Source organism: Campylobacter sp. RM19073 (assembly GCF_024723495.1).
Lineage (GTDB): Bacteria > Campylobacterota > Campylobacteria > Campylobacterales > Campylobacteraceae > Campylobacter > Campylobacter porcelli.
The window spans coordinates 1-26,122 of the sequence record NZ_JANQCT010000017.1; the positions used below are offsets into that span (position 1 = coordinate 1).

Consider the following 26,122-nt stretch of genomic DNA (forward strand, 5'->3'; position numbering starts at 1 on the left):
TTACCAGTGTTGGAGCCTTCTCCGCTAGATCCTTGGTTGCCAGTGTTTCCTTGGTTGCCCTCACTAGTTGAGACTCCACAAGCCCACTCACTACCTGGTAAAACGCTTAATAGACAATCTTTTCTATTAGAAGTATCTTTATATGTGCCATTATTTCTAGCTTCATCAATGCTTAAATATGTAATGCTATAAATCTCATAAAGGTCTGTAACATATGTATTTGTGCTAGATACATAGTAGCTATAAAGAAAGCGGAAGGTTTCATTGCCTTTATTATCCGGAGCGTAATTGCCTATAACTTCTCTTAGCGTAAGCTGTCCGGCTCTATCTGTTACAGAGTCACTCACATAGCCCTTTTTAATCTTGCCATTTTCATCAACTTCAATCCCCCAAAGTGTAACCGTGTGAGTATCATCAGTCAAGGCTGCAACGACTTTTCCGGTTTTGAAATTTTCAATCAAAGATTTTGTAATGCCTTCACTTTGATAGTTATATCTCTCAGTCCAAAATGGTGCTCCACTAATCTTAGTTGGCCCATACTCTCTTTCAAGATATGTTGGTTGATTGTGAGTTTCATAAATTTTAAAATTTGGCGAAAACTCTTGCAGGTAGTAGATCATCCCACGATATGGTTGTAATCCGCCTTGAATATGTGGATATTTCTCATAAAACCAATCTGTGATAGCCTTATTTCCTTGTGGTGCACCATCTTTTAAATCCACATTGGTTGTCAAATTCTTTTGCCACCAGCCAAGAGTATTTCCAGCTACAGCACCCCAACACTGATTTGGATGTTGTAAATAGGCACTCCAACCGCTATTTATATTAACCCCACTCGCCCAAAACTCATCTGCTAATAAAGGCGTAGATAAGGTAGAAACACAAGCTAAAATAGCGAATTTAGATAATTTTAAACGCATAATACCCCCCCCCATACGCTAATAAATTAATGGCGATGATTATACATTAATAAAACAAAAAGATATCTGAATTTAAGATATATTTTATATTTATTAAATTTTTAGATGAGAATATTTATAAAAAGATGAATTTATAATAATTTAAATGCGAATTTGGTATTTGAAAATAGCCACTATAAGCCTTTAATAACCAAAAGGCTTATAGTCAAAAGCCCTAAAAAGAGCTAAAATTACTTAATAACGCCACACGCCATTCTAGCACCGCCGCCGCCAAGTGCTTTTGGATGATCGCTGTGATTATCTCCGCCGATATGAATCATAAGAGAGTGATTTTTTAACTCGCTTAGCTCTTTAATTCTAGGAGATAAAACGGGATTTGTCGCCGTGCCATCAGCTGCTACATATAGAGCTGGTAGATCGCCTTTATGTCCGTTATCATCCCAAGGGAAAGAGTGATTGCCAGTATTTGCTGGATCCCAGTGACCGCCTGCTTTCATACCTAGGCCTTTATCTGTCGCACCGCAATCTGGATTTGTATGAACATGGAAACCATGTAGTCCTGGCTCTAAGCCTTTAAGATTTGGAAAAAATGCTACGCCGTAGTTTGTTTTAACTGCGATTACACTACCTACTGGAGTGTTTTTATCTTGTCCTAGTAAATCAACTTTGATCTCTACATGATCAACGCTTTTAGGGTCAAAAACCGTCATATTAGCAGCTAACAAACTAGAGCTAGCTAGCATTAAAGCAGATGCTACAAAACCAAATTTTTTCATATTTATCCTTTGTAATGAAATAATTTCGCATTGTAACAAAAAATTATTAATAAAGTAAAAATTTTTAATAAAAAATTTCAATATTACTTAATAAAATTATTATCTACTACTTATGATTTTAAATTATTGTAAAATCAGTGTATAATACTCAACTAAAAACTCCAAAGGCTAGCCATGACAAAACAGCAATTAGCAAAAATCATCTGGGAAGGTGCGAATAATCTACGCTCAAAAATGGAAGCTAGTGAGTATAAAGACTATATGCTAGGCTTTATATTTTATAACTTTCTTTCTCAAAAAGAGCTAGAATATCTCAAAAAACAGCAGTGGAGCGATGATGAGATAAAAGCCTTAAAAGATGATGATGAATACGGACAAGATATTAAAAACACTCTAGGCTATGTTATAAGCTATGAAAATCTTTTTAGCACTTGGGTGGAGCTTGGTAAGGATCTTAAAATCTCAAATGTAATAGACGCCCTAAATTTATTTGAAGATAAAAATATAGCTGAGAATAAAAAAGAGGTTTTTGGCGGTATTTTTGATACTTTGCGTTCAGGCATTATCTCTCTTGGCAAGACAGCCACAGACCAATCCACCGCTATACAAAAGATCATCTCACTCATTAAGCAAATCCCAATCTCAAGCAAAGATGGCTATGATACGCTAGGCTTTGTTTATGAGTATCTTATCTCTATGTTTGCGGCAAATGCTGGTAAAAAAGCTGGTGAATTCTACACACCACACGAAGTATCCCTTCTAATGTCGCAAATCGTAGCCGAGCACCTAAAAAACCGCGATACTATAAAGATTTACGACCCCACATCAGGCTCTGGCTCACTACTTATAAATATAGGCAAAGCCTTTATGGCTCATAACAAAGATAAAAATAGGATAAGCTACTACGCCCAAGAGCTTAGAGTAAATACCTTTAACCTTACTAGAATGAATTTAATAATGCGAGATGTTTTAGCAGATAATATTTTTGTCAAAAATGCAGATACCTTAAAAGATGATTGGCCTGAGATGATAGATAGAAACGGCGAACCATTTAGAATGGATGCGGTAGTAAGCAATCCGCCTTATTCTCAAAAATGGGAAATCATAGATGGCAAAACCGCAGCCGACCCACGCTTTAGCTACGGCGTAGCACCAAAGACTAAGGCTGATTACGCCTTTTTACTTCACGACCTTTCGCACACGGCAAATGATGGCATAGTAACCATTATCTTACCCCACGGCGTGCTATTTCGTGGTGGCAGCGAAGCTGAAATTCGCAAAAATCTTATCTTAAACAACCACATTGATACCATTATAGGTCTTCCGCCAAATATATTTTACGGCACTGGAATTCCTACTATTATAATGGTTTTAAAACGCAGAAGCGTAGATACTAAAAATGATATCTTATTTATCGACGCAAAAGATGGCTTTGAAAAAGTTGGTAAAAATAACCGCCTAAGACCAAGAGATATCAAAAAAATCACAGACACCATAAAAGAGCGTAAATCTTTGCCAGGCTACTCATATTTAGCCCCACTTGATGAGATAAAAGCAAATGAATATAACCTAAATATCCCACGCTACATTAGCCCTATTAATGATGAAATAAGCGATGATCTATACGCTAGTATAAATGGCGGAATTCCAAACTACCAGCTTGAGGCTTTAAGTGAGTTTTGGAGCGAATTTAGTGAGCTTAGAAGTGAAGCTTTTAGATTAATTAATAAAAACTATAGCACACTTAAATTAAGCTCTGATGAGCTAAGGGAGCATAGGGATATAGCTAAATTTAAAGAGCATTACGCTAAGCATTTTACTAGCTTTGAAGGCTTTTTAAAAGAGAATTTGATAGAAAATCAGCCTACAAATCCAAGCGTCCTTTTAGACCTAGCAAGTATAAAGCTAAAAGAGGCTTTTAATGATATTAGGCTTATTGATTATTACGATGCTTTTGGGGTGCTTGATAGCGGTTTTCAAGGGATTTGTGCTGATATAGAGCTTTTAAGCCAGATAGAAAGTAGCGAGAAAATCACCCAGATTATACCGCTTGAGATTATTAGTAATCTTTATTTACAAGATGAGCTAAATGAAATTTCAAATTTAAATAGCAAGCTTAGCAAACTCTCAAGCGATTTTGATGAGATGATAGAGGGGCTAGAGCTTGAGGATAAAGAGCAGATAATGGAAGATCAAAAGCTAGATAGCAAAGCCTTAAAAAGCCTAGCAAGTGATAAAACTAGCGTTTTTTATAAGTTATTTGAAAATAAAGAAAATCAAAAAGCCCTTGATAAAAAGATCAAACAAACCCAAATTGAGCTAGATAAAAAAGCCTTAAAAACCCTAGAGAATCTAAATCACACCGATACTAAAAAATGCCTAGAAATCAAATGGATAGAGCCTATAATAAAAGGTATTTTAGCCCTATGCGATGATAAAATGGGTGAGTTCATCTCTAAAATTTTAAATCTAAATGAGCGTTATAAAGACACTCTAAAAGACCTTGATAGCAAGATAAAAGCCCTAAGCGATGAGCTTGTAGCTGATATAGAGAATTTAAAGTGCGATAATGAAAACGACCAAGAAGCCTTAAATGAGCTTATGGCACTTTTAAAAGGCTCATTATGAAAAGCCCAAAAATCCGCTTTAAGAAATTTAACAGCGAGTGGAATTCCACAACTTTGGGAGAGCTTGGCGAAATTGTGGCTGGTGGAGATATTGATAAAAATAAAATTTTAAGTAAAGGCATTTATCCAGTTTATGCTAATGCTTTAACAAACGATGGAATTGTCGGATATTATAATGATTATTTTAGAATTTCAGCACCAGCTGTAACTATTACTGGTCGTGGCGAAGTAGGATATGCACAAGCAAGATTTAAAAATTTTACACCTGTTGTAAGATTGTTATCATTAAAAACAGATAGTAATGTTAGCTTTATTGCTTGTTCTATAAATAGGAAGAAAATAGCTGTTGAATCTACTGGTGTCCCACAATTAACAAAACCTACATTATCTAATATTAAAATCCAAATCCCAACCGACCTAAAAGAGCAAGAGGCAATTGGGGAGTTTTTTAGAAAAATTGATGAAATTTTAGATTTAGAAAAATTAAGATTTAAAAAATTTGAGAATTTCAAAAAAACTATGCTTGATAAGCTTTTTGTAGCTTTTGGTGAAAATACCCCTCGCCTCCGACTAGGCTCTTTTACTTCTGCCTGGACTTCTGTAAATTTGGGAGAGCTTGGCGAAATAATAAAAGGTCAGCAAATAAATAAAATTGATTTATTACCAAGCGGGAAATATTATGTTTTAAATGGCGGAATTACGCCTTCTGGTTATACAAATTCATTTAATACAAATGAAAATATTATTTCAATTAGTGAAGGTGGTAATTCTTGCGGTTTTGTAAATTTTAATAAAGAAAAATTTTGGTCTGGCGGTCATAATTATACTTTACAAAATTTAGTAATTAATACTAGATTTTTATATGCTTTATTAAAATATAGAGAAAAAAACATTATGTCGCTTAGGGTTGGTAGCGGTTTGCCAAATATACAAAAATCAAGCTTATTAGAATTTAAAATCCAAATCCCAACCGACCTAAAAGAGCAAGAAGCAATTGGGGAGTTTTTTAAAAAAATTGATGAGATTTTAGAGCTTAGTCAAAATAGAATTTCAAAGCTTGAAAATATAAAAAAATATCTATTAAATAAAATGTTTGTGTAGGAATATGAAATGAGTTTTACCAAAGAAAAAGATTTTCAAAACGCCTTAACTGAGCTACTAACCACCAAAAAGGGTTGGCTAGATGGAGTGCTAAAGTATTCAAGCCAAAATGATCTTATAGCAAACTGGAAAAATGTGCTAGAGCATATAAATCAAAATAAGCTAAATGGTCGCAAAATCAGCGATAATGAAATGGATAAAATCCTAAATCAACTAAGAGATCTAAAAACCCCAAATGATATAAATAAATTTATAAATGGCAAAGAGATAAGCATAATGGGCGATGATGGTTTGCCATTGGTGCTATTTAACTACGATAGAAATAGCATAGGTCAAGGCAAAAGCGTGTATCAAATAGCTATAGAGCCTAAATTTGATAAAACTAGCAATCTAGGACTAGCTGGTAGGGGCGATATGTGCCTACTCATAAATGGAATGCCACTAATCCACATAGAGCTAAAAAGAAGTGGCGTGCCAGTAAGAGAGGCTTGTAATCAGATAGAAAAATATAGCAAGAGAGGGTATTTTACTGGGATTTTTAGCCTTATTCAAATTTTTGTAGCTATGAATCCTGATGAGGCTCTATACTTTGCTAATCCTGGTAAAGATGGCAAATTTAATGATAAGTTCTTTTTTAACTGGGCTAATTTTGATAATATACAGGTAAATCGCTGGGATAAGTTCGCTGGGGAGTTTCTAAACATACCAAAAGCTCACGAGCTAGTGGGATTTTACACCATAGCAGATAGAAGTGATGGAGTGCTAAAGGTGATGCGTAGCTATCAATACTACGCAAGTAGTGCGATACGAAATATCGTAAGCAAAGCACAATGGGGTAATATCCGTGGTGGCTATGTGTGGCATACCACAGGCTCAGGGAAAACTATGACTAGCTTTAAATCAGCTCAACTCATAAGTGAGCATAAATTAGCTGATAAGGTGGTATTTTTGGTAGATAGAATAGAGCTTGGAATTCAATCAAGCTTGAATTATAAGAGCTTTTGCCTTGATGATGACGATATAATAGATACTAAAAGTTGCGATGACCTTATCAAAAAATTAGCAGATGATGAAAATACTCTAATCATCACCTCAATCCAAAAAATGGGAAAAATAGATGATGAAATCATAGCTAGAAAGAAAAGGGAATTTGATAAAATCGCTAAAAAACGAATGGTAATCATCATAGATGAAGCGCACCGCTCGACTTTTGGGGAGAATATCAAAAGGATAAGGGATAATTTTAAAAAAGCTATTTTATTTGGTTTTACAGGCACACCAATCCACAACGAAAACGCAAAAGATAATATCACAACTAGCGATATTTTTGGCGATGAGATACATAGGTATAATATCAGCGATGGAATAAGAGATGGCAATGTTTTGGGCTTTGATATCACAGCTATAAAAACCTATAAAGATAGCGATATAAAAGAAAAAATCGCCCTAAAAAAGGCAAATGCTAAAAGCATAGATGAGGCTATGAGTGAGCCTAAAAAGCAAAAAATATATGATGAGTATATGGCAAAGCCTATGAGTGAGCTAGAAAAGATAGCTGATAGTATCTTTGATAATCAAAAGCATAAAAGGCTAGTAGTAAGGGATATAAAAGATAGATTTACTAGCGTAAGTAGAGCTAGGCACTATCATGCTATATTTACTACTAGGAGTATAGAAGATGCGATTATATACTACAAGCTTTTTAAAGAAATCACCCCTGAGCTAAAGGTAGCTGGGCTGTTTGACCCTAGTATCGATAACTCTAGCTTAAAGGCATTTGATAAAGAAGCTGGAATTTTAGAAATGCTACAAGATTATAACACTACATTTAATAAAAGCTTTACTATGCAAAATTATAAAAGCTATAAAGCCGATATAAGCGCAAGACTAGCACATAAAGATGCATATAAAAATATAGCCGAAAATCAAAAGCTAGATATTTTAATAGTAGTAGATATGATGCTTACAGGATATGACTCAAAGTGGGTAAATACTATTTTCATCGATAGGCTTATGGAGTATGAAAAAATCATTCAAAGCTTTTCGCGGACAAATAGGGTTTTTGATGCGTATAAGCTCTTTGGCAATGTGTTTTACTACTACAAAACAAATACAATGAAAGAAAATATAGACAAAGCGTTTAAACTCTATGGGGATAGCAATATCAAAGGGCTTTTTGTAGATAAGATAAAAGATAATTTACAAAATTTAAATAAAGCCTTTGATGAGATTTGCTCTGTGTTTAGTAATGCTGGGATAAGCGATTTTTCATCTTTGCCTAGCGATGATGAGAGTATAGCTAAATTTGCAAAAGCTATGAAAATGCTAGAGAGATATAAAAACTCAGCCGAACTGCAAGGATTTAGACTAGATGATGTAAAAAATGGAGTATATGAGTGCCAAAATGTAGAAGTAAGGCTAAATAATGAAATTTACGCTAAATTAATAGCTAGATATAATGATATAGTAAAAATGCAAAGCAGTAGAAGTGGGGATAAAGAAATTTTTGAAATCGACCCGCATTTAAGCGAAGGTGCGATAATAAAAATAGACATTGACTACATAAACACGCATTTTAAAAAGCTTTTAAAAGCCTTAGGCGAGGGCGATATTGTAGCTATAGAGAATATAAAAAATGATATTCATAGCTCATTTGGAATTCTAAGCGAGGGGGATCAAGAATTTGCTAGAATGATCTTAGCCGATCTAGAAAACGCTAAGTTAAAAGATAGCGAGTTAAGCTTTAATGAGCTACTTTATAGCTATAAAAATCAAGATAGAGATAATCATATAAAAAAGATATGCGATGGGCTTGGGATTGATGAAAATGCCGTAAAAAGGCTAATAAACGAACGCAGAGATGAAAATAATCTAAATCAACATAATGACTTTGAAAATATAATGGATAAGATGGATTTAGATAAAGCTGGGGCGTTTTTAAAAGAATGTGGCGAAGATATAAAATCTCTAAGAGATATAAAACCAAAATCCAAAAATATAGTAAAAAATTTGATTTTAAACTACTAAAGAAAATAAAAGCAAGTTAGGCGTGGTTTATAGCAAATTTATTGACTTTTGTAAAAAACTTTTAGTATAATGTCGCTTGATTTCGGGGGGGATGCTTTTCCCCCATTTGCTTAAATTTTTATAAAACTTTGTAATATATCATCTAAATATTGAGTAATCATATCTGGCTTAATACTAAAATAGAAAAATTTTTCTTTGCTAAAATCTACCCTAACGGACAATCTAGGAGCCCCAGATACTCTTATTTTTAGCAAATTCTCAAAATGAAAAGCCCTATTTCTAATGCTTTTTATAAGTAGCAATATCCCATAAGCCTTTTGGTAGTTGTTTAGCGGGGTTTTATTTAATCTCTCTTTATTTTTATCATAATATTTTTTAAAAGAAAAACTATCTAAAAACTCTTTATCAAACGCACAGCTATGAATTTTATAGTGCTCTACCACTCTTATCCAAAACCCAAAAGTCTGCCTAGAGACTAAAATATCGCGGTCTTGTATCTTACTTTCGTTATCTAGCTTAATATGATTTGGCAAATTAAACATCCAATTTTTGTTTAATTCGCACATTTTTCTATTAATTTTATTTCTAATAATAATCTCAATTCTAGCTAGTTTAGAGGCTATTTTGTCTATCATTTCAAAGTTAGCTTCATGCTCATAAATACTATTATAGCTATCTATACGAGCCTTAGAGTATAGCTCTATATATTTTTCTCTATCCATTTTATTGCTTTTAAATTTTTTGAAATTCTATATTTTTAAAATCAAAATTTATAAAAATTAGCTAGTTATACGCCTTATATAAATTTATTATAAAATCACTTGATAAGATTTATTAGGTATCCCTTTGCTAATTTTTGCGTATATACTTTAGCATAAAAACAACTTTAATTTTAATCTCAATAGCTTAAAATCAAATCTTTAACGATTTTCTCATCTTTAGCTCAATATCTCTTTAAGAGTTTTTCTATATACCTAATCCAAAATATTTATCAAAGAATTTTAGCACTTTTTCAATTATTGCTTGTTTTCTTTCATTTCTATTATCGCCGTTAAATCTACCCATAGGTGGTAGTATTTTTTCTATGTCTGTTCCTATTGTTTTGACCTGTCCACCTCTAAAAGAGTTATCTAAAAACTTTTTTGTCTCAATTTCATTTAAATTTTCATCATCTTTTGCTTTTTTTACCACATTACAAAATAACTCTGATGGGAGAATAAAAAACCCCTTTTCTTTTACGAGATTATCCCTTTCAAGCTTGGCATCGCTATCTTTTAATTTAGCATAATCAAAAGTAGTATCTCCTGCTTTTCTCTCTCCTTCATTTATATAGTTTGTTATATTTTCTGATATATATCTATAAAACATAATGCCTAATACATACTGCTTAAAATCCCATCCATCGACTGAACCCCTTAAATCATCCGCGATAGACCATATCGCTTTATGTATCTCTTCTCTTTTGTGGTTGCTTGCCATTTTGATTGCCTTTAAATTTGATTTTTGATAGCGTTTTTTTATTATATATTTTCATTAATTAAATTACAATATTTTAATATAATTTTACTATGAATAAATACAAATTTAATCAAAATATTTACTAATCTTGCCACTTAAGATGCTAACACATCTTAAAAGTGGCTTAAAAGTAACTTAGAAGTGGTTTGCGAATTTATTATTTAGATATTTCTATGATTTTGCGACCATTTATAGCTTGGGTTGGGCGGTTGTTTTGACCTATTATATCGGTAAAAAATTTAATCTGCTCATCTGAAGCAAAGGCGTTATCTTTGTTTATTAGCCAGATCACCCCTTCAGAACATGGCGGCGTAGTGAGTGAGCCATCAAGCTTGATATAGCTTTGAAGATTTTTAACCAGGTCGCTTATAGCTAAATTCGCTAGTTTTTTAGACTCTCCAGCCTTGATGGGCGACCAAATCTGTTTAATCACAGGATTTTCATCTCCTTTATCAAACATAATGGCTAATACTAAAAGCTCTCCATCGCTAGCCTTATGAACTAAATGAGCCACCATAGGATAGTGTTTTTTATTAAAAGTATATTCTGATGGAGTGTGAAAGTGTATCTGTAAAAGCTCAAATTTTTTATTTTGAAATGTTATGGTGCTACCTGGATTGAAATTCACTTGTAAAGTGTGTCCGTTATTGATAAGCTCTTTTGGGTTATTTTTATAGTCAAATATAGGTTTTTGTAGCGTAGATTTGGTAGTTTGAGTAATATCAATCGGCGATTGATTTTTCCCATATTTACAAGCGTGAAATTCATCCGCTAACTCTCCCCAATGCTCTGGCGATCCATCACCGCTATAACCCCAATGTGGCGTATAGTTATGAGTGTTAGAAGCGCTAGCACTAACCAAAAAACCAAAAAACAAAATAGCGAAAAATCTCATAATTTCTCCTTAGGCAAAAAACCAAATTAATATAATTTAAGTTAATTATATAATTAAGGTTATTTCATGAAAATGTCAGTAATTATACTTGTATTAATCATAAATTATTCTTAATATTCCCATTTTTATGCGTGGCAAATTTAATTGATTTGAATTTGGCTTATTTGATTTGGCTTAATCTAGCATAAATTTGCTATTTTGCGTATTTTGATTTTATCGCTATTGAAAGCTTTGAGTGGATTTTAAACTAAATTTAAAATGATTTTTGGAAAGAATTAGAAATTTGAGAATTTATATCTAATTATTAGCTTTTAGCCTTGTGGTAGGAGCGTGATAGCTTTTAGTTAGCTAAATTTATATAGATAAGGGTGAAAATAATATCAAATGGAAGCTAAAATTAATGCTAAAGTGCGTTTTAATGAGTTTTAATAATTTGTGAAAGCTTAAGAAAAAGGGGAATGGTGCGGACGAGAGGACTTGAACCTCCACACCGTAAGGCACCAGATCCTAAGTCTGGCGTGTCTGCCAATTTCACCACGTCCGCAGAATAAATGGTACGCCCAAGAGGATTCGAACCTCTGGCCTACGGCTTAGAAGGCCGTTGCTCTATCCAGCTGAGCTATGAGCGCATAAGAAACTCAGCTCTTATATTCAAAGTGGTGCGCCAGGTAGGACTCGAACCCACAACCTACAGATCCGAAGTCTGTCGCTCTATCCAATTGAGCTACAAGCGCGATCTTGCCACACATAAATGGGGTGAGTGATGGGAATCGAACCCACGACCCTCAGGACCACAATCTGATGCTCTAACCGACTGAGCTACACTCACCACATGGTCGGGGTGAAAGGATTCGAACCTTCGGCCCCTTGGTCCCAAACCAAGTGCGCTAACCAGACTGCGCTACACCCCGAAGTATAGTCTCGCTACTTCAAATAAAGAGCTGAAATTATATAAAAAAAACAACTATTTGTCAATTAAAGTTGGCTTAAATTTAATAAAATTTAAAAATTTATAATTTAACCATTTTGCTTTTTTCTGCTATATAGATTAATCATCTCTACAACCAAAGAAAAAGCCATAGCAAAATATATATACCCTTTTGGTATATGAAATTCCAATCCCTCTGCTACTAATGCTATGCCAATTAAAATTAAAAAAGCAAGCGCTAAGACTTTGATTGTTGGATTTGATTCAACAAATCTACTAATAGCCCCACTAGCTAGTAGCATTACTCCGACCGCTAAAATCACCGCTAAAATCATAATCTCTATATGATCTGCCATGCCAACAGCAGTAATTACACTATCAAGTGAAAATACAATATCAAGTATAGCAATCTGCGTAATAACCATCATAAATCCAGCTCCAGCCTTGCTACTAGCCATCTCTTGCTCCTCCCCTATCGTGTGAGAGTGTAGCTCAAGCGTGGATTTTGCTATCAAAAATAGCCCACCAGCGATCAAGACAATATCCCTCCCAGAGATCTCTTGCCCCATTAGAGCAAAAAGTGGGGTTGTCAGCTTCATAATCCAAAAAAGACTCAAAAGCAATAAAATTCTAGTTATCATAGCAAGTCCAAGCCCTGCTATCCTTGCTTTATCTCTTTGATAAGCCGGAAGCTTGCCACATAAAATAGCTATAAAAATGATATTATCAATCCCTAAAACTATCTCAAGTGCAGTTAGCGTCATCAGGCTAATCCAAGCTTCAGGCATATAGATCCACTCAAGCATTATTTTCCTTTAGCTAAAATTTCAATAATTGTCTTTGGTAAAAGCTTATGCTCGATTTTATGAATTTTCTCCTCCCACTCTTTTAGGCTTTTATGCTTTCTAGCAAAGCTCTTTTGAGCTATTATCTCTCCAGAATCTAGCTGAGAACTTACCCAATGCACACTCACGCCGCCTATTTTCATATCGCTATTATAACTCTCATTAATCGCATTAGCACCCTTAAATAGTGGCAATATGCTTGGATGGAGATTAATAGCTTTGATATTATCTGTAAATACAGGAGTTAAAATTCGCATAAATCCAGCCAAAACGCTCAAATCAATATCGTGTTTTTTGATCTCATCTACTAATGCTTGGTCAAATTCCTCTCTACTATCATAATCTCTATGATTAATCACAATGGTCTCAAGACCAAATTTTTTAGCCCTTTTAATCCCTTTGGCATTTGGGTTATTGCAGATTAATAGCGCTACTTTAATCTTAACTCCATTAAAAATCTTATTGTGAATTTTTTCTAAAATGGCTTGGAGATTTGAGCCACTTCCACTAAATAAAACTGCGATATTTTTTACAACCATGCTAATCCTTCTATAATATCATTTGGGGTAAAACTATAATCATTCCCTTTATAAATTTGAGCTGATTTTTGGTGGGCTAAAACCCCATTTATAGCTGCTTTTAGTGGGCTAAATTTATTAGCTAAATAAGCTAAAATAATCCCAGATAACGCATCGCCGCTACCGCCAACTGCAAGTTTAGCGCTACCTTGTGGAGCGACATAAAGCACCCCATCTTTAGCTATTATCACATTAGCGCCTTTTAGCACCAAAATAGATGGAAATTTAGAGCTAAACTCCCTAGCTAATTTAAAGCGATTATTTTGAATTTCATCTACGCTAAACTCGCCTATCTCACACAGCCTAAGCAATGAGCTAAACTCCTTTGGGTGTGGGGTCAAAATGGCTAACTTGCTCATAGCAAAATCCCTAATCCACGGCTGATAAAACGCATCTGCATCAACTACACATAGCCTATTAATAAGCTTACTAAAATCAAAACTAGCCCCACCAAGCCCCATGCCAAAGGCTATAGCATCAGCTCCATCAAAGCTATTTTTAAGCATAATTTGTGGGTCTAAATTTAAGCTATTTTGAGTTAAATTTACCACGCTCACCCTACCAGCTCCCATCTTTAAAGCCGAATTTGCTGATATTTTCGCAGCACCGCTCATATCCCCACAAGCTATAAATGCATGACCAAAATCACCTTTGCTTACATTTTCTAAATTTCTATTTGGTAGTTCTAAATCATCTAAAAGCACGAGATAATCGCTATTACCATAGCTAAATTTACTCTCATTTAATCCCAAATTCGCTTGGATTATCTCTCCAGCAAAATCTTTAGCCATATCAGAGTAAAGCCCAAGCTTTAGCACTCCCATACAGATGGTAAAATCAGCTTTAAAAACCTGACTAGCCACACTAAAATTACTAACCCCACTAGGCATATCGACGGCTATTTTAAGGGCATTTAAGCCATTTATCTGCCCTATTAAATTAGCAATTTTAGGCTCCATCTCGCCCCTAAATCCACTACCAAAAATCCCATCTATCACACAATCAAATTTGCTAAAATCACACTCAAAATCCAAAAGCTCAACGCCAACATTTTTAGCTATATTTAGCTGGATTTTTGCGTTATGATTTAGATCATCTTTTAGTAAAAGGGCGTAGCACTCATACTCACCACTAAGTATTCTAAGAGCGGCTATAGCGTCACTTGCGTTATTTCCTTTACCACAAATTGCTAAGATTTTACTACCAAATTTCACCCTTTGACGCACCGCATCAGCCACAGCCCTAGCGGCATTTTCTTGTAATACAAGCTCGCTAATTCCTAGATTATCCACAGCATTTTTATCGAATTTATCTGAGTTGATATAGAGCCTTTTCATCTTTTCATCCTATAGCTCAAACTCTCCATTATATCAGCTTTTGATATGGTATCACAGTTGCGTAAATCAGCAATTGTCCTAGCGACTTTTAGGGTTTTATTTATCCCTCTTTGGCTAAGATTATAGCTAGAAATTGCTTTGTTTAAAACCTCTTTTGCTTGGCTTTCTAAAATGCAAAATTTAGCTATATCACCATCGTTTAATTTGCCATTTAGTTCGCTTTGACCTCTGTTAATCTGATTTTTAAAGGCATTTAGCACCATATCGCTCATTTGCTTTGAGCTTAAAGTAGCCTCATCAAATTCACTAATCTCACCCATCGCACAATATATATCAATACGATCTAAAATAGGCCCAGATATGGTATTTTGGTATTTGGCAATCTCTTTATCGCTACAAATACAAGTGCTATTTTTACTAAATAAATTACCACAAGGGCATGGATTCATAGCTGCTACAAATAGAAATTTAGTATCATAGCTAACTTTAGAATTTACCCTTGAAATATTGATTTTATAATCCTCCAAAGGCTCTCTAAGGCTTTCTAAAATTTGTTTGCCAAAGTGTGGAAACTCATCAAAAAACAGCACTCCACCATTGGCTAAAGCTACCTCTCCGATCCTTGCCATACCGCTTCCGCCGCCAAAAATTGAGCTTCTAGTGCTTGTGTGATGCGGACTTCTAAAAGATCTAACCGCGCTAAAATCGCTATTATTTGAATTTAAAGATTCATACGCACTAGCTAGTAATATCTCTTCTAAACTCTGAGGCGGCATAATGTATGGCAAACGCTTTGCGCTCATACTCTTGCCACACCCTGGGCTTCCTTCAAATAAAATATTATGCATTCCAGCTGCTGCGATAACACTAGCTCGTTTGGCTCTTTCTTGACCTTTAATATCGATAAAATCAAGCTCATAATTTAAATTTGGGACAAATTTGCGCCCCGAAATCTCTATCACATTATCAAAAATCGGATGAGCGGCTTTCACCTTGCAACTCTGTCTAAACTCATCATTTAAGAAAAAATCCCTAGCTTGAGCTAGATTTTCAACTGCGTAAATTTCAAAATTTGGTATCATCGCAGCCTTTAGAGCTATATCTTTTGGGAGTAAAATCTTAGCACAATCCACTTGAGTGCTAAGAAATAATAGTATCGAAAATAGCTCCGCTGAGCTTCTAAGCCTTCCATCAAGCCCAAGCTCACCAAAGACAAAATAATCACTATCAAATCGCTCCTTTTGTAATAAAACCAAAAGAGCAATTGCTAAATCAAAATATGAGCCATCTTTTTTAACATCGCTTGGGCTTAAATTTATGATGATTTTCATAGCTGGAAGACTAAAGTCTTTAAGAGCAGAAAGTGCGGATTTGACCCGTGTGGCCGCCTCTTTGATAGTCACACTAGCAAGACCAACGATCTCAAATCCAGGCAAAGCCCTAAGGAGAGTGGATTCTATATCAATTATATGTAATTTAGAGCCTAAACAAGCACATTTTAAGGATTTCATAGCGGTTTGCGTTTTGGCTTTTTCTTATACTCTTTATCAAATTTTTTACGCTTATTAAAGCCAATTTTCTCTATAAATAGATGCCCGTCCAAATGGTCGTTTTCATGCTGAAGTGCCACGGCTAGCAAGCCATCAGCTTCGATAATGTGATGGTTGCCAAATCTATCTTGATACTCCACAACCACACTAGCAGCCCTTTTGACCTCCTCATAGTATCCAGGCACACTCAAGCAGCCCTCTTGATAGAGCTGTTCGCCATCTTTTTTGATAAATTTTGGATTGATTATCTCTAATAGATCGGCTTTATCTTGGATATCCTTATCATTTACTAGATTAATAATCAAAGCTCTAATCGGCCGGCCTACTTGTATCGCAGCTAGACCAATTCCGCTTTTAGCAATCATCGTATCATACATATTATCCAAAAATTCGCCAAGCTGAGTATCAAATTTATCCACCTCAACACTACGCTCAAAAAGCCTTTTATCAGGATATTCTAAAACTTCTAAAACCATATCACGCCTCTACACTCTCAAAGAGCTTAACACCCTTAGCACTCTTAGGAAGTGCATCAAGAAGTGCTGAGAGTATCTCTTCTATACTACTATCTGGATTGATAGCTCCAACTGCGATCTCCATATCCATATCTAGCTCATCTTCTCCCATAAAAAATGTGGTTTGATATAATAATTCAGCCACCCTTTGAGCAGCTTTTTTAGCACTTTCTAAGTCTGTGTGTTTCATCACCATAGCAAAACATCCATCCCCATAGTGTGCGACTATATCGCTTCTTCTTGAGGTTTTTAATAAAATTTTGGCTATATTTCTTAAAATTCCATTTTTATCTTTTATGCTTGGGATCGCATTTAAAACCTTATCTTTAACGCGAATTAGCATTATGCTAACATTATATTTATAGCGTTTGACATCATCAAATTCATCATATAGGATTTTTAATAGATATTTTTTGTTATAAACTTCAAATTTAGAGTCATAAATAGAGTTATCCTCTACATTTTTAAAGATTTTATCCACCTCTTCATAACTAGCTCTAATAGCGTTTATATGGCGATCCATTAAGATATTTAGCTTCTCAAGTTCTAGCCCAAAGGCCTTTATGCTTCCTTGGACTTCAAGTGGATTTGCATTTGAGTTCATCTCGCTTAAACGCTTTTTAGCTATGCCTTTCATAATTCCTAAATTTTTGTATATCAGCGATATTAATTGCATCATAGAGCGAATTTGAGCAAATCCAGTTTTAATATCCTTTTCTATTAGAGCTTGGCGATCAAGCTTATCTTCTTTGCTAAAATCTAGTAGCTCTAAAACTTTCTTTTGAAAATTTGCCGGTTTATTCTCTAATAGCTTTCTAAAATATATATCAAAATTATCAGGTGTTGGCTGGATATTCTCAGCAAGTAGCTGCTTTAAGACAGCTGATGAAAATTTATTTAAATCCACATTCTCATCTTGAGCGCTTGTGGTACTTGGACGAGGTGCAGCTGGCTTAGCCGGTGCACCATTAGATATAGTGGTAGTCTCCTTTATAGCTGCCTTATCTTCATCTAGTTTAACCATCACAACACCTTAAATTCTATTTAAAACTTTTTGTCAAAATTGTATCAACAATGCCATACTCTACTGCTTCAGTAGCACTCATAAAAAAATCCCTATCTGTATCTTTTATTATTTTTGCTAGTTTTTGGCCTGTATTTTTAGCCAAGATAGCATTTAAATTCTCTTTTATTCTTAAGATCTCTTTAGTCCTAATCTCCATATCCGTAGCCTGACCTTGTGCTCCGCCTAAGGGTTGATGGATCATAACTCTAGCATTTGGCAAGATATATCTCTTGCCTTTTGTGCCACTACTAAGCAAAAATGACCCCATACTAGCAGCTTGACCGATACAGATGGTACAGACATCAGGCTTGATATAGTTCATCGTATCATATATACTCATTCCGCTAGTTACCACGCCGCCTGGGCTATTGATATATAGATATATATCTTTATCTGGATCTTGCGCTTCTAAAAATAGAAGTTGAGCCACGATCGCACTAGCCATGCGATCTTCTATCTCATCAGTTAGCATAACGATACGATCCTTAAGCAAACGAGAGTATATATCGTAGCTTCTTTCGCCTTTGCCGTCATTTTCTATTACATAAGGTATCATTATTTGCTCTCATCTTTTTTGTTAAATAGATCTGAGAATAGTTTTTCTTCTATTAGAGTCATTTTAACAGCTGGGATCATGCCTTGTTTTTTGTAAGTTTCTAAATGCTCTTTTGGATCAGCGCCATATCTATAAGCTTCAAAATATATTGTTTGTAAAATTTCATTATCAGCTACTGTGATATTGCGTAATTTGGCTAATTCATCGATAATAAAGGTCAATTTAACGCTTTTTAGAGCATCATCTCTGTATTTTGCTCTTTGTGCTTCTAGTGCTTTTGGATCTTCTTGGAATTGCTTACGCTCTTCATCGCTAAAACTCATCCAGTTATTTCTAAATTGCATATCGATCTCTTGTTCTACTATGTTATTTGGTAAATCAAAGTTGAATTTTTCCACAGCTGCTTTGGCAAAATTTGGTTTTAGCTCATCTGATACTAATTTAGCTAATTTTTCAGCTTTAATCTGATCGCTTATACGATCTTCTAGTAGTTTAGCGGTTGGATTTTCTTCATTTGGCAAAATTTTCTTTAGAGTTTCTTCATCTAATTTTGGAGTCTCTTTGCCTTGGATTTCATGTAATTTTACTTTAAATACCGCCGCCTTACCAGCAAGGTGAGCCGCACCATACTCAGCTGGGAATGTAACATTGATATCTCTTTCTTCGCCAACTTTTAAACCGATCATACCATCTTCAAATCCTGGGATAAACTGACCGCTACCAATCTCAAGGACATAACCCTCTGCCTTGCCACCTTCAAAGGCCTCCCCATCTACAAAGCCCTCAAAATCGAATTTAGCAAAGTCGCCCTTTTCTAAACTATCTTTCTCTACCTTTTTAAGCGGAGCTAACATATTTAAAATTTCATCTATTTTCGCATCAATTTCGCTCTTTTGCACCTTTGGCTCTTCAAAGCTTGGGATAAGCTCTTCATATCCAGTTATATCTACACTTGGGCGAAATGAAATTTCAACTTCAACATCTATATTTCCATCTTTTTCATCAAATTTAAGCACTCTTGGTTCAGATATTATATCTGCGTCTGATTTATTAACTAATCTTACAGATTCGCTGATAAAATTCCTATAAAGCTCGCCACGAGCGTCATTTTGTAGATCTTTGCCATATCTTTTGATAATTTCAGCTACTGGCACCTTACCAGGACGAAATCCATCTATTTTTACATTTTTAGCTGATTTTTGTGCTAATTTTTCTACTTTTTGTTTTATTTCATCTGCTTTTAAAGTCGTTGTCGCAGTAGCATTTACTGAATTTGTAAGTTTAGCATTAACTTCCATTATTTTCCTTTTGACAAAAATTTAGCGTGTAATATATCAAAATTTTGCTTTATTTAAGTATAAATTATAAAATTTATTTGCACTCAAGTCAAAATATTGTAAAATCATACAAAAATTTTTAAGGTAGATTATGTTTGATAAAAGCAAGATGGCTGAATTTGAAAATTGCGTTAAAAAAATGCTTGAAATCATAGGCGAAGATCCAAATAGAGATGGCCTTATCAATACACCAAAAAGGGTGGCAAAAGCCTATGAATTCATAACTCAAGGCTATAATCAAAGTCCGATTGAAATTCTAGGCGATGCGATGTTTGAAAGTAGCAATAATGAGATGGTATTAATCAAAGATATTGAATTTTACAGCATTTGCGAGCATCACTTGCTACCTATAATTGGTAGGGCTCATGTAGCCTATATCCCTGATGGCAAGGTCGTAGGACTAAGCAAGATCCCAAGAATGGTAAATATCTACGCTAGAAGACTTCAAATTCAAGAGCAGATGACAGAGCAGATCGCTCAAGCCCTACAAGAAGCTATAAACCCAAAAGGCGTAGGCGTAGTAGTAGAAGCTAGGCATATGTGTATGGAGATGAGAGGAGTAGAAAAGATCAATTCAGTTACTACCACTTCAGCACTTCGTGGCTCATTTATCAAAAATCCCGAGACTAGAAAAGAGTTCTTTGATCTCATAAATTCCCCAAAATCGGTAAAATTTTGAGCCTTAAAAATATACAAAATCGCCTAGCCAAAAAGATAAATTTATCTAGTATTTTTGGGGTAATCACACGAATAAATGCTAATAATATCGAAATTTCAGGTCTTCGCCCTAGCATTGGCGATATTGTTAGGATTGTTAGCATAGATAGCGATAAAAATGAATTAGGCATGGTAACTGGTCTAAATCATAATGGCGCTAGTATAAGTCCGTTTGGCTTCGTAGAAGGGTTTAAGGTTGGAGATAGAGTCTATGCAAGTGATCAAGGTATGAATATCCCTGTAGGCGAGGCTTTGCTTGGTAGAGTAGTAGATCCATTTATGAATCCAAAAGATGGTAAAGGCGCTATAGAGTGCTTTGATTTCATACCTATAATGCGAGCCCCAATTCCTGCTATGAAGCGTGGGCTAATTGATGAGAAATTTAGCGTTGGGATTAAGAGTATTGATGGGCTTTTGACCTGTGGTAAGGGGCAAAAAGTCGGGATATTTGCCGGATCTGGCGTGGGTAAATCCACCTTAATGGGAATGATAGTAAGAAACACCACAGCCCCTATAAAGGTAATAGCGTTGATTGGTGAGCGTGGCAGAGAGGTTCCTGAGTTTATCCAAAAAAATTTAGGCGGAGATCTAACCAACACTATAATAATAGTAGCCACAAGCGATGATAGCTCTTTGATGAGAAAATATGGTGCATTTTGTGCTATGAGCGTGGCTGAATACTTCAAAGATCAAGGCAAAGATGTGCTATTTATGATGGATAGCGTCACTAGATTTGCTATGGCACAGCGTGAAATCGGTCTAGCACTAGGTGAGCCACCAACCTCAAAGGGCTATCCGCCAAGCGCTCTTACGCTCCTTCCGCAACTAATGGAAAGAGCAGGAAAAGAAGATGGCAAAGGCTCTATCACGGCATTTTTCACGGTTTTAGTAGAAGGCGATGATATGAGCGATCCCATTGCTGATCAAAGTCGCTCAATCCTAGATGGACATATAGTTTTAAGTAGAGAATTAACTGATTTTGGGATATATCCACCCATAAATATTCTAAATTCAGCAAGTCGTGTAATGAGCGATGTCATCACCAAAGAGCATAAGCAAAATGCTAATAAATTTAAAAGGCTATTTTCTATGCTTAAAGAAAATGAGGTTTTAATCCGCATTGGAGCCTATCAGAAGGGCGTAGATAAGGAGCTTGACTACGCTATTAGCAAGAAAAATACTATGGAGGATTTTATAAAGCAAAATCCAGATGAAGGGGTAGAATTTGACAAAACTATAGATATGCTATCTAAAATAGTTGGCACTCAAAATCCTTAATATATAAATTTAAATTTTAAAATTAAGCAGTATAAAAGAGCAAAAATATCATAATTACAACTAATATTTTTTTAAAAAGGGTAATAAATGAATTTAAAATCACTATTTGTAGTTGCAGGAGTTGCGTGTGCGGCGTTGGCTCACTTTGGGGTGGTTATCCCATCAAATTCAACCATAGATGACCAAGAACAAGCCAAAGAGATAATCACATATAAATTCACTCATCCATTTGAAGGTATGATGATGAACTTAGATAAGCCAGTTGAGGCTGGGGTTTTTACTAATGGTAAAAAAGAGATTTTTTCGAATTTAATAGAGAAAAAAGATGGCAAAATGAGCTATTATGAAACTTCATATAGCATTAAAGAGCCTGGCGTTTATCAATTTTATATGGATCCAAAGCCATATTTTGAACCAGCTGAGAGTGTATTTATAAGACATATAACCAAAACTATAGTAGATGCCTACGGATATAATGATGGTTGGGATGAGCCAATAGGGTTAAAAACAGAGATTATACCACTTACTAGACCTTATGGACTTTATAAGGGAAATATCTTTTCAGGCAAGGTTTTATATAAAGGAAAACCGGCTAAAAATACAATTGTTGAGATTGAGTATTTAAATACAAAAGGGCTAAAAGCCCCAGGAGATGACTATATAACCCAAGAGGTTAAGACAAATGAGCTTGGGGAATTTAGCTTTGCTATGCCACTTGCTGGATGGTGGGGATTTTCTGCTTTAAATGAAGATGATGAAAAGATCAAAAAAGATGGCAAAGAGTATCCAGTAGAGATTGGGGCGGTAATTTGGGTAGAGACTAAGGATTATGAATAATGCATATTAGCGAAGGCGTTTTAAAGCCTGAAATCATAATCCCATCTAGCGTTGTAGCTGGGGTTTTGGTGGTATATCTTTTGTATAGATTAAACTACAAAGATATCCCTAAAATCGCTTGTATGAGTGCGATATTTTTTGTAGCTTCTTTTATTCATGTCCCACTTGGTCCTACTTCGATACACTTGATATTAGGGGGTTTGGTTGGGGCTTTTTTAGGCGTGAATGCCTTGCTTGCGATATTTGCTGGGCTTTTGCTTCAAGCTTTATTTTTTGGATATGGTGGGATTAGCGTTTTGGGGGTAAATTTGCTTATGTTAGCCTTGCCAGCGATACTTGGTAGGTATTTTGTAAAATTATCACTAAAAGAGTGTAAATATCAAAAAATATACCAACCAATATGCTGGTTTTTAGTAGGATTTATCTCGCTTTTAGGCTCAGCACTGATTTTAAGCGGTGTTTTGGTTTTAAATGGTAAGGAATTTTATGCTATAGCTAGTGTTGCCTTAGCGTCAAATTTGGTTTTGATGATGGTAGAAGGTATAATAAGCTTGTTTGCTATAGGCTTTATTTATAAGGTAAATAGGGGGTTATTAAATTGAAAACAATAGCTTTAATACTCTTGTTTTTCGCCACTTTAAATGCTCACTCTTTGAAGGTTTTTGCTGATATTGATGGTGATTTTGTCGTTATCAAAAGCTATTTTTATGGAAATTCACCTTGTAAGGGCTGCAAAGTCGATATAATCAAAGATAAAAAAGTAATACAAAATACCACAACAGATGAAAATGGAGTCGCTAGAGTTAAGTTATTAGCAAATGAATTTGAGATTTTAGTTGATGGATCTTTAGCTCATGAGAGGAAAATTACATTTACTACAGATAAAGAGATCATAGAAAACAAAGAAGATAGCAATCTAGTATATATTTTAAAAATAGTTGGCTCTATAGCTGGTATTATCATATTTTTTGGGTTTTTGTATTTTATAAAAAGAAGATGATAAATCCATCTATATCACTACTTTGTTTTTTTATTTTTAGCTTTTTTCTAGCACTTAGCGGGGAGATTTATTTGACACATTTATTGCCAATTATTTTTCTAAGCTTAATTAAATTTAGATATTTTTTTGAGATTTTAAAACGGCTATTTTTTCTAAATTTATTTATAATTTTAGTCGCTTTAAGCGTGATTTTATCGGATAATTATCATTTAGCACTGCTTATATTTATCCGTTCGAATTTGATTATTTTATTTGGGCTTTTGCTATTTCATAAAATGGATTTTTACGATATGGCTTTTGGTATATCACGCCTTGGTCTTGGGAGCAAGATCAGCTATCTATTTTATTTTTGTATTAGATTTATACAGATGGCTAAGATGGATTTTTATAAATTTAAACGCACTTTAAAGGCTAGAAATTTTAGCCATACAACCTCGATTTTTGCTTATCAAACATATGCTAATTTGGTCGCAATGCTATTTTTAGGTACGTTTGAAAAATCACAAATACTAGAAAAAACCATGCAAATAAGGGGATTTAATGGCAAATTTTACAAGCTTGAAAATAGCTTAAAATTTGGATTTTATGATATTTTACTTATAATTTTACTCTTAATCTCGCTAATTTTCAAACAAGGAGTTTTGATTTGAGCTGTTCTGTAACTTTGAAAAATATAAAAGCCAAAATTGGCGATAAAATTTTATTTGAAAATCTAAATTTAAATCTCTCTCATAAAGAAAAGATCGCCATAATAGGTCAAAATGGCTGTGGCAAATCAACCCTCCTTGAGATAATAGGCGGTCTTAAAATGCCTTTAGAAGGTAGCGTGGAGATATTTCACGAACCTATGAAAAGCTTAGATGATTTTAGAAAATATAGAAATTTACTTGGATTTTTATTTCAAAATAGTGATGATCAATTTATCGCTCCAAGTGTAATTGAAGATGTGGCTTTTAGCCTTTTAGCAAAGGGGGCAAGCAATGATGAAGCTAGAAAACGAGCTGAGTTTATGCTTGGTGAGCTTGGGATTTTACACCTTAAAAATGAGATAGTTTTTTATCTCTCTGGCGGTCAAAAGAAGCTTGTAGCCTTAGCTGGAGTTTTGATAGCTCAGCCTAAAATCCTTTTGCTTGATGAGCCAACGACTGCGCTTGATTATGAAATGCAAATAAAGGTAGCAAATATCCTTGAGAGTTTGGATATAGCTCAAATCATCGTTTCACACGATAAGGAGTTTATAAATAAGGTAGTTGATAAGGTCTATTTTTTGACTAAAGATGGGCTAAATATAGAAGCTTAGCCCATCTTAAATTTATGGATTATTTTTCTTAAATGGGCAGCTTTGTTTGCCTAATACCCTGTATATTGGGCAAAAGCCTATTAATCCTGTTATCAAAGGCACCAAACCTATCAAAGCCCACCAACTAGCATAGAAATACCATACTCCAACTATCACCAAAATACCGATTACAACTCTTAAAACTCTTTCAAATTTAGACATATTTACCCCTTAATATTTGTATAATTATAGCTAAATTTTTGAATTTTATCTGTGATTACCTTGAATTTTGTGAAATTATAAATTTATATAAAACCCCTTAAAAAGGGGCTTAAACATATATATCAAGCTTTAAATATGTCTTGGAGTAATTTATCTCAATTCCATCAAAGCTACTTTGGCTAACTGGTTGGGTGGATTGGGTAGTTTGGGTATCAGTAGAGCTGGTATCTGTGTTACTATTTGTAGCACTTATGTTAAGCTCTTCTTTGGTGTATTCTATACTTAAGAGCTTTTTCTCTTCCTCTTTTTGCCTAGCTATCTGTTTTTCTAGCTCTATTTGAGCGAAATCTAACGCAGGTTTGCCCCAAAATTTTACCTTCGTATCAATAAGCTTTCCACAAACATCTACAAGAGCCATTATCACCTACCAATTACAAATTCTAAAGCCTTTACAAGCTGCTTGCTGATAAATATGCTGTTTTGGGGTTTGGCACGATTTATAATGCCAAGATGGATAAGCTTTGCAACCTTGATAGAGACTTGCTCTATTCTCTATCTCATTTAAAGAAAATTCATTTGCGAAAGCAACTGCTGTCAAAATACTCAAGAAAAAAGCAATTTTTCTCATATTTGATTCTCCATTTGTGGTTTAAGGGTATATTTAAATGCCCTTGAATTCACCTATCGGCAAAATCACAAATAAATTTAATTTTTTAAGCTTAAAATAGCATTTTTTATTTTATGTGTGTAAATTTGTAACAATGTTTTATAAAAATATAAAAGAACTCTTTTTATTTTTTTAAAATTTGCGAAAATTATATCACATTTTTATTCCAATGAGAGAAAATGATAAAAAAGTTTCTTTTTTTATCATTTTTAGTTGCTAGCTTAGCTAGTTTTTCATTTGGTGCTGATTTATTAGCTAGTCTTACTAATGGCAAAATTAGTGATAATAGCCCTGGTGTAAAGGTGCTTAGTTTAGATGAAGCGAAGCAAGTTAAGGGTGGGTATTATTTTATAAATACTGGTCTTGTCGCTAGAGATACCATACGCACTTATTATTATTATGAAGTAAGAAACGATAATGGTTCTACTGTAAATTCTAACTTTGGCTATGGTTCAAATGTGATTATTGCTGTCCAATTAGGTATTCCTCTAAATAATAGAAACGGGATACCACGCTATGATGTAGTTGCTTTAAATAAACAAGGTC

Annotated in this window: 27 protein-coding genes and 5 tRNA genes; 11 read left to right on the forward strand and 21 right to left on the reverse strand. The window is 34.5% G+C overall.

Translation table 11 applies throughout. The annotated features are described in order from the left end of the window. Positions 1-920: IdeS/Mac family cysteine endopeptidase (locus CSUIS19073_RS06370; protein ID WP_337214391.1), on the reverse strand; the 920-nt coding region annotated here is incomplete at its 3' end. A 230-nt stretch (positions 921-1,150) separates the two neighbouring features. Further along, positions 1,151-1,696: a superoxide dismutase family protein gene (locus CSUIS19073_RS06375; RefSeq protein ID WP_086237084.1), complete on the reverse strand. Its 546-nt coding sequence runs from the start codon at positions 1,694-1,696 to the stop codon at positions 1,151-1,153. A gap of 174 nt (positions 1,697-1,870) precedes the next feature. Here CSUIS19073_RS06375 and CSUIS19073_RS06380 point away from each other — a divergent pair, with 174 nt between their 5' ends. The 3 genes from CSUIS19073_RS06380 to CSUIS19073_RS06390 are packed head-to-tail and all read left to right on the forward strand — an operon-like array spanning position 1,871 to position 8,451. Continuing rightward, on the forward strand, positions 1,871-4,324 hold the full coding sequence (locus CSUIS19073_RS06380; RefSeq protein ID WP_086242327.1) for a type I restriction-modification system subunit M: 2,454 nt from the start codon (positions 1,871-1,873) through the stop codon (positions 4,322-4,324). Further along, on the forward strand, positions 4,321-5,424 hold the full coding sequence (locus CSUIS19073_RS06385) for a restriction endonuclease subunit S (RefSeq protein ID WP_086242326.1): 1,104 nt from the start codon (positions 4,321-4,323) through the stop codon (positions 5,422-5,424). Before CSUIS19073_RS06380 ends, CSUIS19073_RS06385 begins: the two co-directional genes overlap by 4 nt. A gap of 9 nt (positions 5,425-5,433) precedes the next feature. After that, the gene (locus CSUIS19073_RS06390) at positions 5,434-8,451 is read left to right on the forward strand and encodes a type I restriction endonuclease subunit R (protein ID WP_086242325.1); all 3,018 of its coding nucleotides are present in this window, start codon (positions 5,434-5,436) and stop codon (positions 8,449-8,451) included. 110 nt (positions 8,452-8,561) lie between these two features. Here the strand turns inward: CSUIS19073_RS06390 and CSUIS19073_RS06395 are convergent, their stop codons facing one another. The 16 genes from CSUIS19073_RS06395 to tig all read right to left on the reverse strand — a co-directional run bounded on the left by CSUIS19073_RS06395 (position 8,562) and on the right by tig (position 19,537). Beyond that, positions 8,562-9,173 (reverse strand): hypothetical protein, encoded by a 612-nt coding sequence (locus tag CSUIS19073_RS06395; protein WP_086237090.1) that lies wholly within the window; start codon positions 9,171-9,173, stop codon positions 8,562-8,564. Between the two features lie 244 nt (positions 9,174-9,417). After that, entirely contained in the window at positions 9,418-9,930 is a 513-nt protein-coding gene (locus CSUIS19073_RS06400) for a type I restriction endonuclease subunit R, EcoR124 family (RefSeq protein ID WP_086237091.1), read from the reverse strand. 196 nt (positions 9,931-10,126) lie between these two features. Beyond that, positions 10,127-10,864 (reverse strand): carbonic anhydrase, encoded by a 738-nt coding sequence (locus CSUIS19073_RS06405; protein ID WP_086237092.1) that lies wholly within the window; start codon positions 10,862-10,864, stop codon positions 10,127-10,129. A 459-nt stretch (positions 10,865-11,323) separates the two neighbouring features. Beyond that, positions 11,324-11,408, reverse strand: a tRNA-Leu gene (locus CSUIS19073_RS06410). A gap of 8 nt (positions 11,409-11,416) precedes the next feature. Beyond that, a tRNA-Arg gene (locus tag CSUIS19073_RS06415) sits at positions 11,417-11,493 on the reverse strand. A gap of 28 nt (positions 11,494-11,521) precedes the next feature. After that, positions 11,522-11,598 (reverse strand) — tRNA-Arg (locus tag CSUIS19073_RS06420). An 18-nt stretch (positions 11,599-11,616) separates the two neighbouring features. Next, positions 11,617-11,693: transfer RNA gene (locus tag CSUIS19073_RS06425), tRNA-His, on the reverse strand. Positions 11,694-11,697: 4 nt separating this feature from the next. Beyond that, a tRNA-Pro gene (locus CSUIS19073_RS06430) sits at positions 11,698-11,775 on the reverse strand. 106 nt (positions 11,776-11,881) lie between these two features. Next, positions 11,882-12,598, reverse strand: coding sequence for a TerC family protein (locus CSUIS19073_RS06435; RefSeq protein ID WP_086237093.1), 717 nt, complete (start codon positions 12,596-12,598; stop codon positions 11,882-11,884). Then, on the reverse strand, positions 12,598-13,176 hold the full coding sequence (gene purN, locus CSUIS19073_RS06440) for a phosphoribosylglycinamide formyltransferase (RefSeq protein WP_086237094.1): 579 nt from the start codon (positions 13,174-13,176) through the stop codon (positions 12,598-12,600). Before purN ends, CSUIS19073_RS06435 begins: the two co-directional genes overlap by 1 nt. Beyond that, positions 13,167-14,552: an NAD(P)H-hydrate dehydratase gene (locus CSUIS19073_RS06445; protein ID WP_086242324.1), complete on the reverse strand. Its 1,386-nt coding sequence runs from the start codon at positions 14,550-14,552 to the stop codon at positions 13,167-13,169. Before CSUIS19073_RS06445 ends, purN begins: the two co-directional genes overlap by 10 nt. Continuing rightward, complete coding sequence (locus tag CSUIS19073_RS06450; protein WP_086242323.1) at positions 14,549-16,063, reverse strand: YifB family Mg chelatase-like AAA ATPase; 1,515 nt, start codon at positions 16,061-16,063, stop codon at positions 14,549-14,551. Before CSUIS19073_RS06450 ends, CSUIS19073_RS06445 begins: the two co-directional genes overlap by 4 nt. Then, complete coding sequence (def, locus tag CSUIS19073_RS06455; RefSeq protein ID WP_086242322.1) at positions 16,060-16,578, reverse strand: peptide deformylase; 519 nt, start codon at positions 16,576-16,578, stop codon at positions 16,060-16,062. The genes CSUIS19073_RS06450 and def overlap by 4 nt, the downstream gene beginning before the upstream one ends. A 1-nt stretch (position 16,579) precedes the next feature. Next, a complete protein-coding gene (locus tag CSUIS19073_RS06460) occupies positions 16,580-17,641 on the reverse strand; it encodes a GGDEF domain-containing protein (RefSeq protein ID WP_086242321.1) in 1,062 nt (353 codons plus the stop codon). Between the two features lie 16 nt (positions 17,642-17,657). Then, positions 17,658-18,242: an ATP-dependent Clp endopeptidase proteolytic subunit ClpP gene (clpP, locus tag CSUIS19073_RS06465; RefSeq protein WP_180379375.1), complete on the reverse strand. Its 585-nt coding sequence runs from the start codon at positions 18,240-18,242 to the stop codon at positions 17,658-17,660. Further along, the gene (gene tig, locus CSUIS19073_RS06470) at positions 18,239-19,537 is read right to left on the reverse strand and encodes a trigger factor (protein WP_086242319.1); all 1,299 of its coding nucleotides are present in this window, start codon (positions 19,535-19,537) and stop codon (positions 18,239-18,241) included. The genes clpP and tig overlap by 4 nt, the downstream gene beginning before the upstream one ends. 148 nt (positions 19,538-19,685) lie before the next feature. On the opposite strand from tig, the gene folE reads away from it, so the two are divergent. From folE to CSUIS19073_RS06505, 7 genes are all read left to right on the forward strand, one after another. Then, positions 19,686-20,255 carry a GTP cyclohydrolase I FolE gene (gene folE / locus CSUIS19073_RS06475; RefSeq protein ID WP_390885760.1) on the forward strand — a complete coding sequence of 190 codons (570 nt, stop codon included), beginning with the start codon at positions 19,686-19,688 and terminating at the stop codon, positions 20,253-20,255. After that, entirely contained in the window at positions 20,252-21,571 is a 1,320-nt protein-coding gene (gene fliI / locus CSUIS19073_RS06480; RefSeq protein WP_086242318.1) for a flagellar protein export ATPase FliI, read from the forward strand. The genes folE and fliI overlap by 4 nt, the downstream gene beginning before the upstream one ends. Before the next feature lie 87 nt (positions 21,572-21,658). Then, positions 21,659-22,408, forward strand: a complete 750-nt coding sequence (locus CSUIS19073_RS06485) for a DUF4198 domain-containing protein (protein WP_086237103.1) — start codon at positions 21,659-21,661, stop codon at positions 22,406-22,408. Then, positions 22,408-23,010 (forward strand): cobalt transporter CbiM, encoded by a 603-nt coding sequence (gene cbiM / locus CSUIS19073_RS06490; RefSeq protein WP_086237104.1) that lies wholly within the window; start codon positions 22,408-22,410, stop codon positions 23,008-23,010. Before CSUIS19073_RS06485 ends, cbiM begins: the two co-directional genes overlap by 1 nt. Continuing rightward, entirely contained in the window at positions 23,007-23,408 is a 402-nt protein-coding gene (locus CSUIS19073_RS06495; RefSeq protein WP_086237105.1) for a hypothetical protein, read from the forward strand. The genes cbiM and CSUIS19073_RS06495 overlap by 4 nt, the downstream gene beginning before the upstream one ends. Next, entirely contained in the window at positions 23,405-24,058 is a 654-nt protein-coding gene (locus tag CSUIS19073_RS06500; RefSeq protein ID WP_086237106.1) for an energy-coupling factor transporter transmembrane component T, read from the forward strand. The genes CSUIS19073_RS06495 and CSUIS19073_RS06500 overlap by 4 nt, the downstream gene beginning before the upstream one ends. Then, positions 24,055-24,708: an energy-coupling factor ABC transporter ATP-binding protein gene (locus CSUIS19073_RS06505; protein WP_086237107.1), complete on the forward strand. Its 654-nt coding sequence runs from the start codon at positions 24,055-24,057 to the stop codon at positions 24,706-24,708. Before CSUIS19073_RS06500 ends, CSUIS19073_RS06505 begins: the two co-directional genes overlap by 4 nt. 12 nt (positions 24,709-24,720) lie before the next feature. Here CSUIS19073_RS06505 and CSUIS19073_RS06510 read toward each other — a convergent pair whose 3' ends face one another. The 3 genes from CSUIS19073_RS06510 to CSUIS19073_RS06520 form a co-directional block, all read right to left on the reverse strand. Continuing rightward, on the reverse strand, positions 24,721-24,909 hold the full coding sequence (locus CSUIS19073_RS06510; protein ID WP_086237108.1) for a YgaP family membrane protein: 189 nt from the start codon (positions 24,907-24,909) through the stop codon (positions 24,721-24,723). Positions 24,910-25,018: 109 nt separating this feature from the next. Continuing rightward, a complete protein-coding gene (locus CSUIS19073_RS06515) occupies positions 25,019-25,327 on the reverse strand; it encodes a hypothetical protein (protein WP_086237109.1) in 309 nt (102 codons plus the stop codon). Between the two features lie 6 nt (positions 25,328-25,333). After that, positions 25,334-25,537: a hypothetical protein gene (locus CSUIS19073_RS06520; protein ID WP_086237110.1), complete on the reverse strand. Its 204-nt coding sequence runs from the start codon at positions 25,535-25,537 to the stop codon at positions 25,334-25,336. A gap of 218 nt (positions 25,538-25,755) precedes the next feature. On the opposite strand from CSUIS19073_RS06520, the gene CSUIS19073_RS06525 reads away from it, so the two are divergent. Next, on the forward strand, positions 25,756-26,122 hold a 367-nt coding region (locus tag CSUIS19073_RS06525; RefSeq protein ID WP_337214392.1), incomplete at its 3' end, for a hypothetical protein.

What these genes read in the sequence shown, in the direction of transcription:
- CSUIS19073_RS06375 (WP_086237084.1), bottom strand. Translation starts at nt 1,696, where the DNA reads ATGAAAAAATTTGGTTTTGTAGCATCTGCTTTAATGCTAGCTAGCTCT.
- CSUIS19073_RS06380 (WP_086242327.1), top strand. Translation starts at nt 1,871, where the DNA reads ATGACAAAACAGCAATTAGCAAAAATCATCTGGGAAGGTGCGAATAAT.
- CSUIS19073_RS06385 (WP_086242326.1), top strand. Translation starts at nt 4,321, where the DNA reads ATGAAAAGCCCAAAAATCCGCTTTAAGAAATTTAACAGCGAGTGGAAT.
- CSUIS19073_RS06390 (WP_086242325.1), top strand. Translation starts at nt 5,434, where the DNA reads ATGAGTTTTACCAAAGAAAAAGATTTTCAAAACGCCTTAACTGAGCTA.
- CSUIS19073_RS06395 (WP_086237090.1), bottom strand. Translation starts at nt 9,173, where the DNA reads ATGGATAGAGAAAAATATATAGAGCTATACTCTAAGGCTCGTATAGAT.
- CSUIS19073_RS06400 (WP_086237091.1), bottom strand. Translation starts at nt 9,930, where the DNA reads ATGGCAAGCAACCACAAAAGAGAAGAGATACATAAAGCGATATGGTCT.
- CSUIS19073_RS06405 (WP_086237092.1), bottom strand. Translation starts at nt 10,864, where the DNA reads ATGAGATTTTTCGCTATTTTGTTTTTTGGTTTTTTGGTTAGTGCTAGC.
- CSUIS19073_RS06435 (WP_086237093.1), bottom strand. Translation starts at nt 12,598, where the DNA reads ATGCTTGAGTGGATCTATATGCCTGAAGCTTGGATTAGCCTGATGACG.
- purN (WP_086237094.1), bottom strand. Translation starts at nt 13,176, where the DNA reads ATGGTTGTAAAAAATATCGCAGTTTTATTTAGTGGAAGTGGCTCAAAT.
- CSUIS19073_RS06445 (WP_086242324.1), bottom strand. Translation starts at nt 14,552, where the DNA reads ATGAAAAGGCTCTATATCAACTCAGATAAATTCGATAAAAATGCTGTG.
- CSUIS19073_RS06450 (WP_086242323.1), bottom strand. Translation starts at nt 16,063, where the DNA reads ATGAAATCCTTAAAATGTGCTTGTTTAGGCTCTAAATTACATATAATT.
- def (WP_086242322.1), bottom strand. Translation starts at nt 16,578, where the DNA reads ATGGTTTTAGAAGTTTTAGAATATCCTGATAAAAGGCTTTTTGAGCGT.
- CSUIS19073_RS06460 (WP_086242321.1), bottom strand. Translation starts at nt 17,641, where the DNA reads ATGGTTAAACTAGATGAAGATAAGGCAGCTATAAAGGAGACTACCACT.
- tig (WP_086242319.1), bottom strand. Translation starts at nt 19,537, where the DNA reads ATGGAAGTTAATGCTAAACTTACAAATTCAGTAAATGCTACTGCGACA.
- folE (WP_390885760.1), top strand. Translation starts at nt 19,686, where the DNA reads ATGGCTGAATTTGAAAATTGCGTTAAAAAAATGCTTGAAATCATAGGC.
- CSUIS19073_RS06485 (WP_086237103.1), top strand. Translation starts at nt 21,659, where the DNA reads ATGAATTTAAAATCACTATTTGTAGTTGCAGGAGTTGCGTGTGCGGCG.
- cbiM (WP_086237104.1), top strand. Translation starts at nt 22,408, where the DNA reads ATGCATATTAGCGAAGGCGTTTTAAAGCCTGAAATCATAATCCCATCT.
- CSUIS19073_RS06500 (WP_086237106.1), top strand. Translation starts at nt 23,405, where the DNA reads ATGATAAATCCATCTATATCACTACTTTGTTTTTTTATTTTTAGCTTT.
- CSUIS19073_RS06510 (WP_086237108.1), bottom strand. Translation starts at nt 24,909, where the DNA reads ATGTCTAAATTTGAAAGAGTTTTAAGAGTTGTAATCGGTATTTTGGTG.
- CSUIS19073_RS06515 (WP_086237109.1), bottom strand. Translation starts at nt 25,327, where the DNA reads ATGGCTCTTGTAGATGTTTGTGGAAAGCTTATTGATACGAAGGTAAAA.
- CSUIS19073_RS06520 (WP_086237110.1), bottom strand. Translation starts at nt 25,537, where the DNA reads ATGAGAAAAATTGCTTTTTTCTTGAGTATTTTGACAGCAGTTGCTTTC.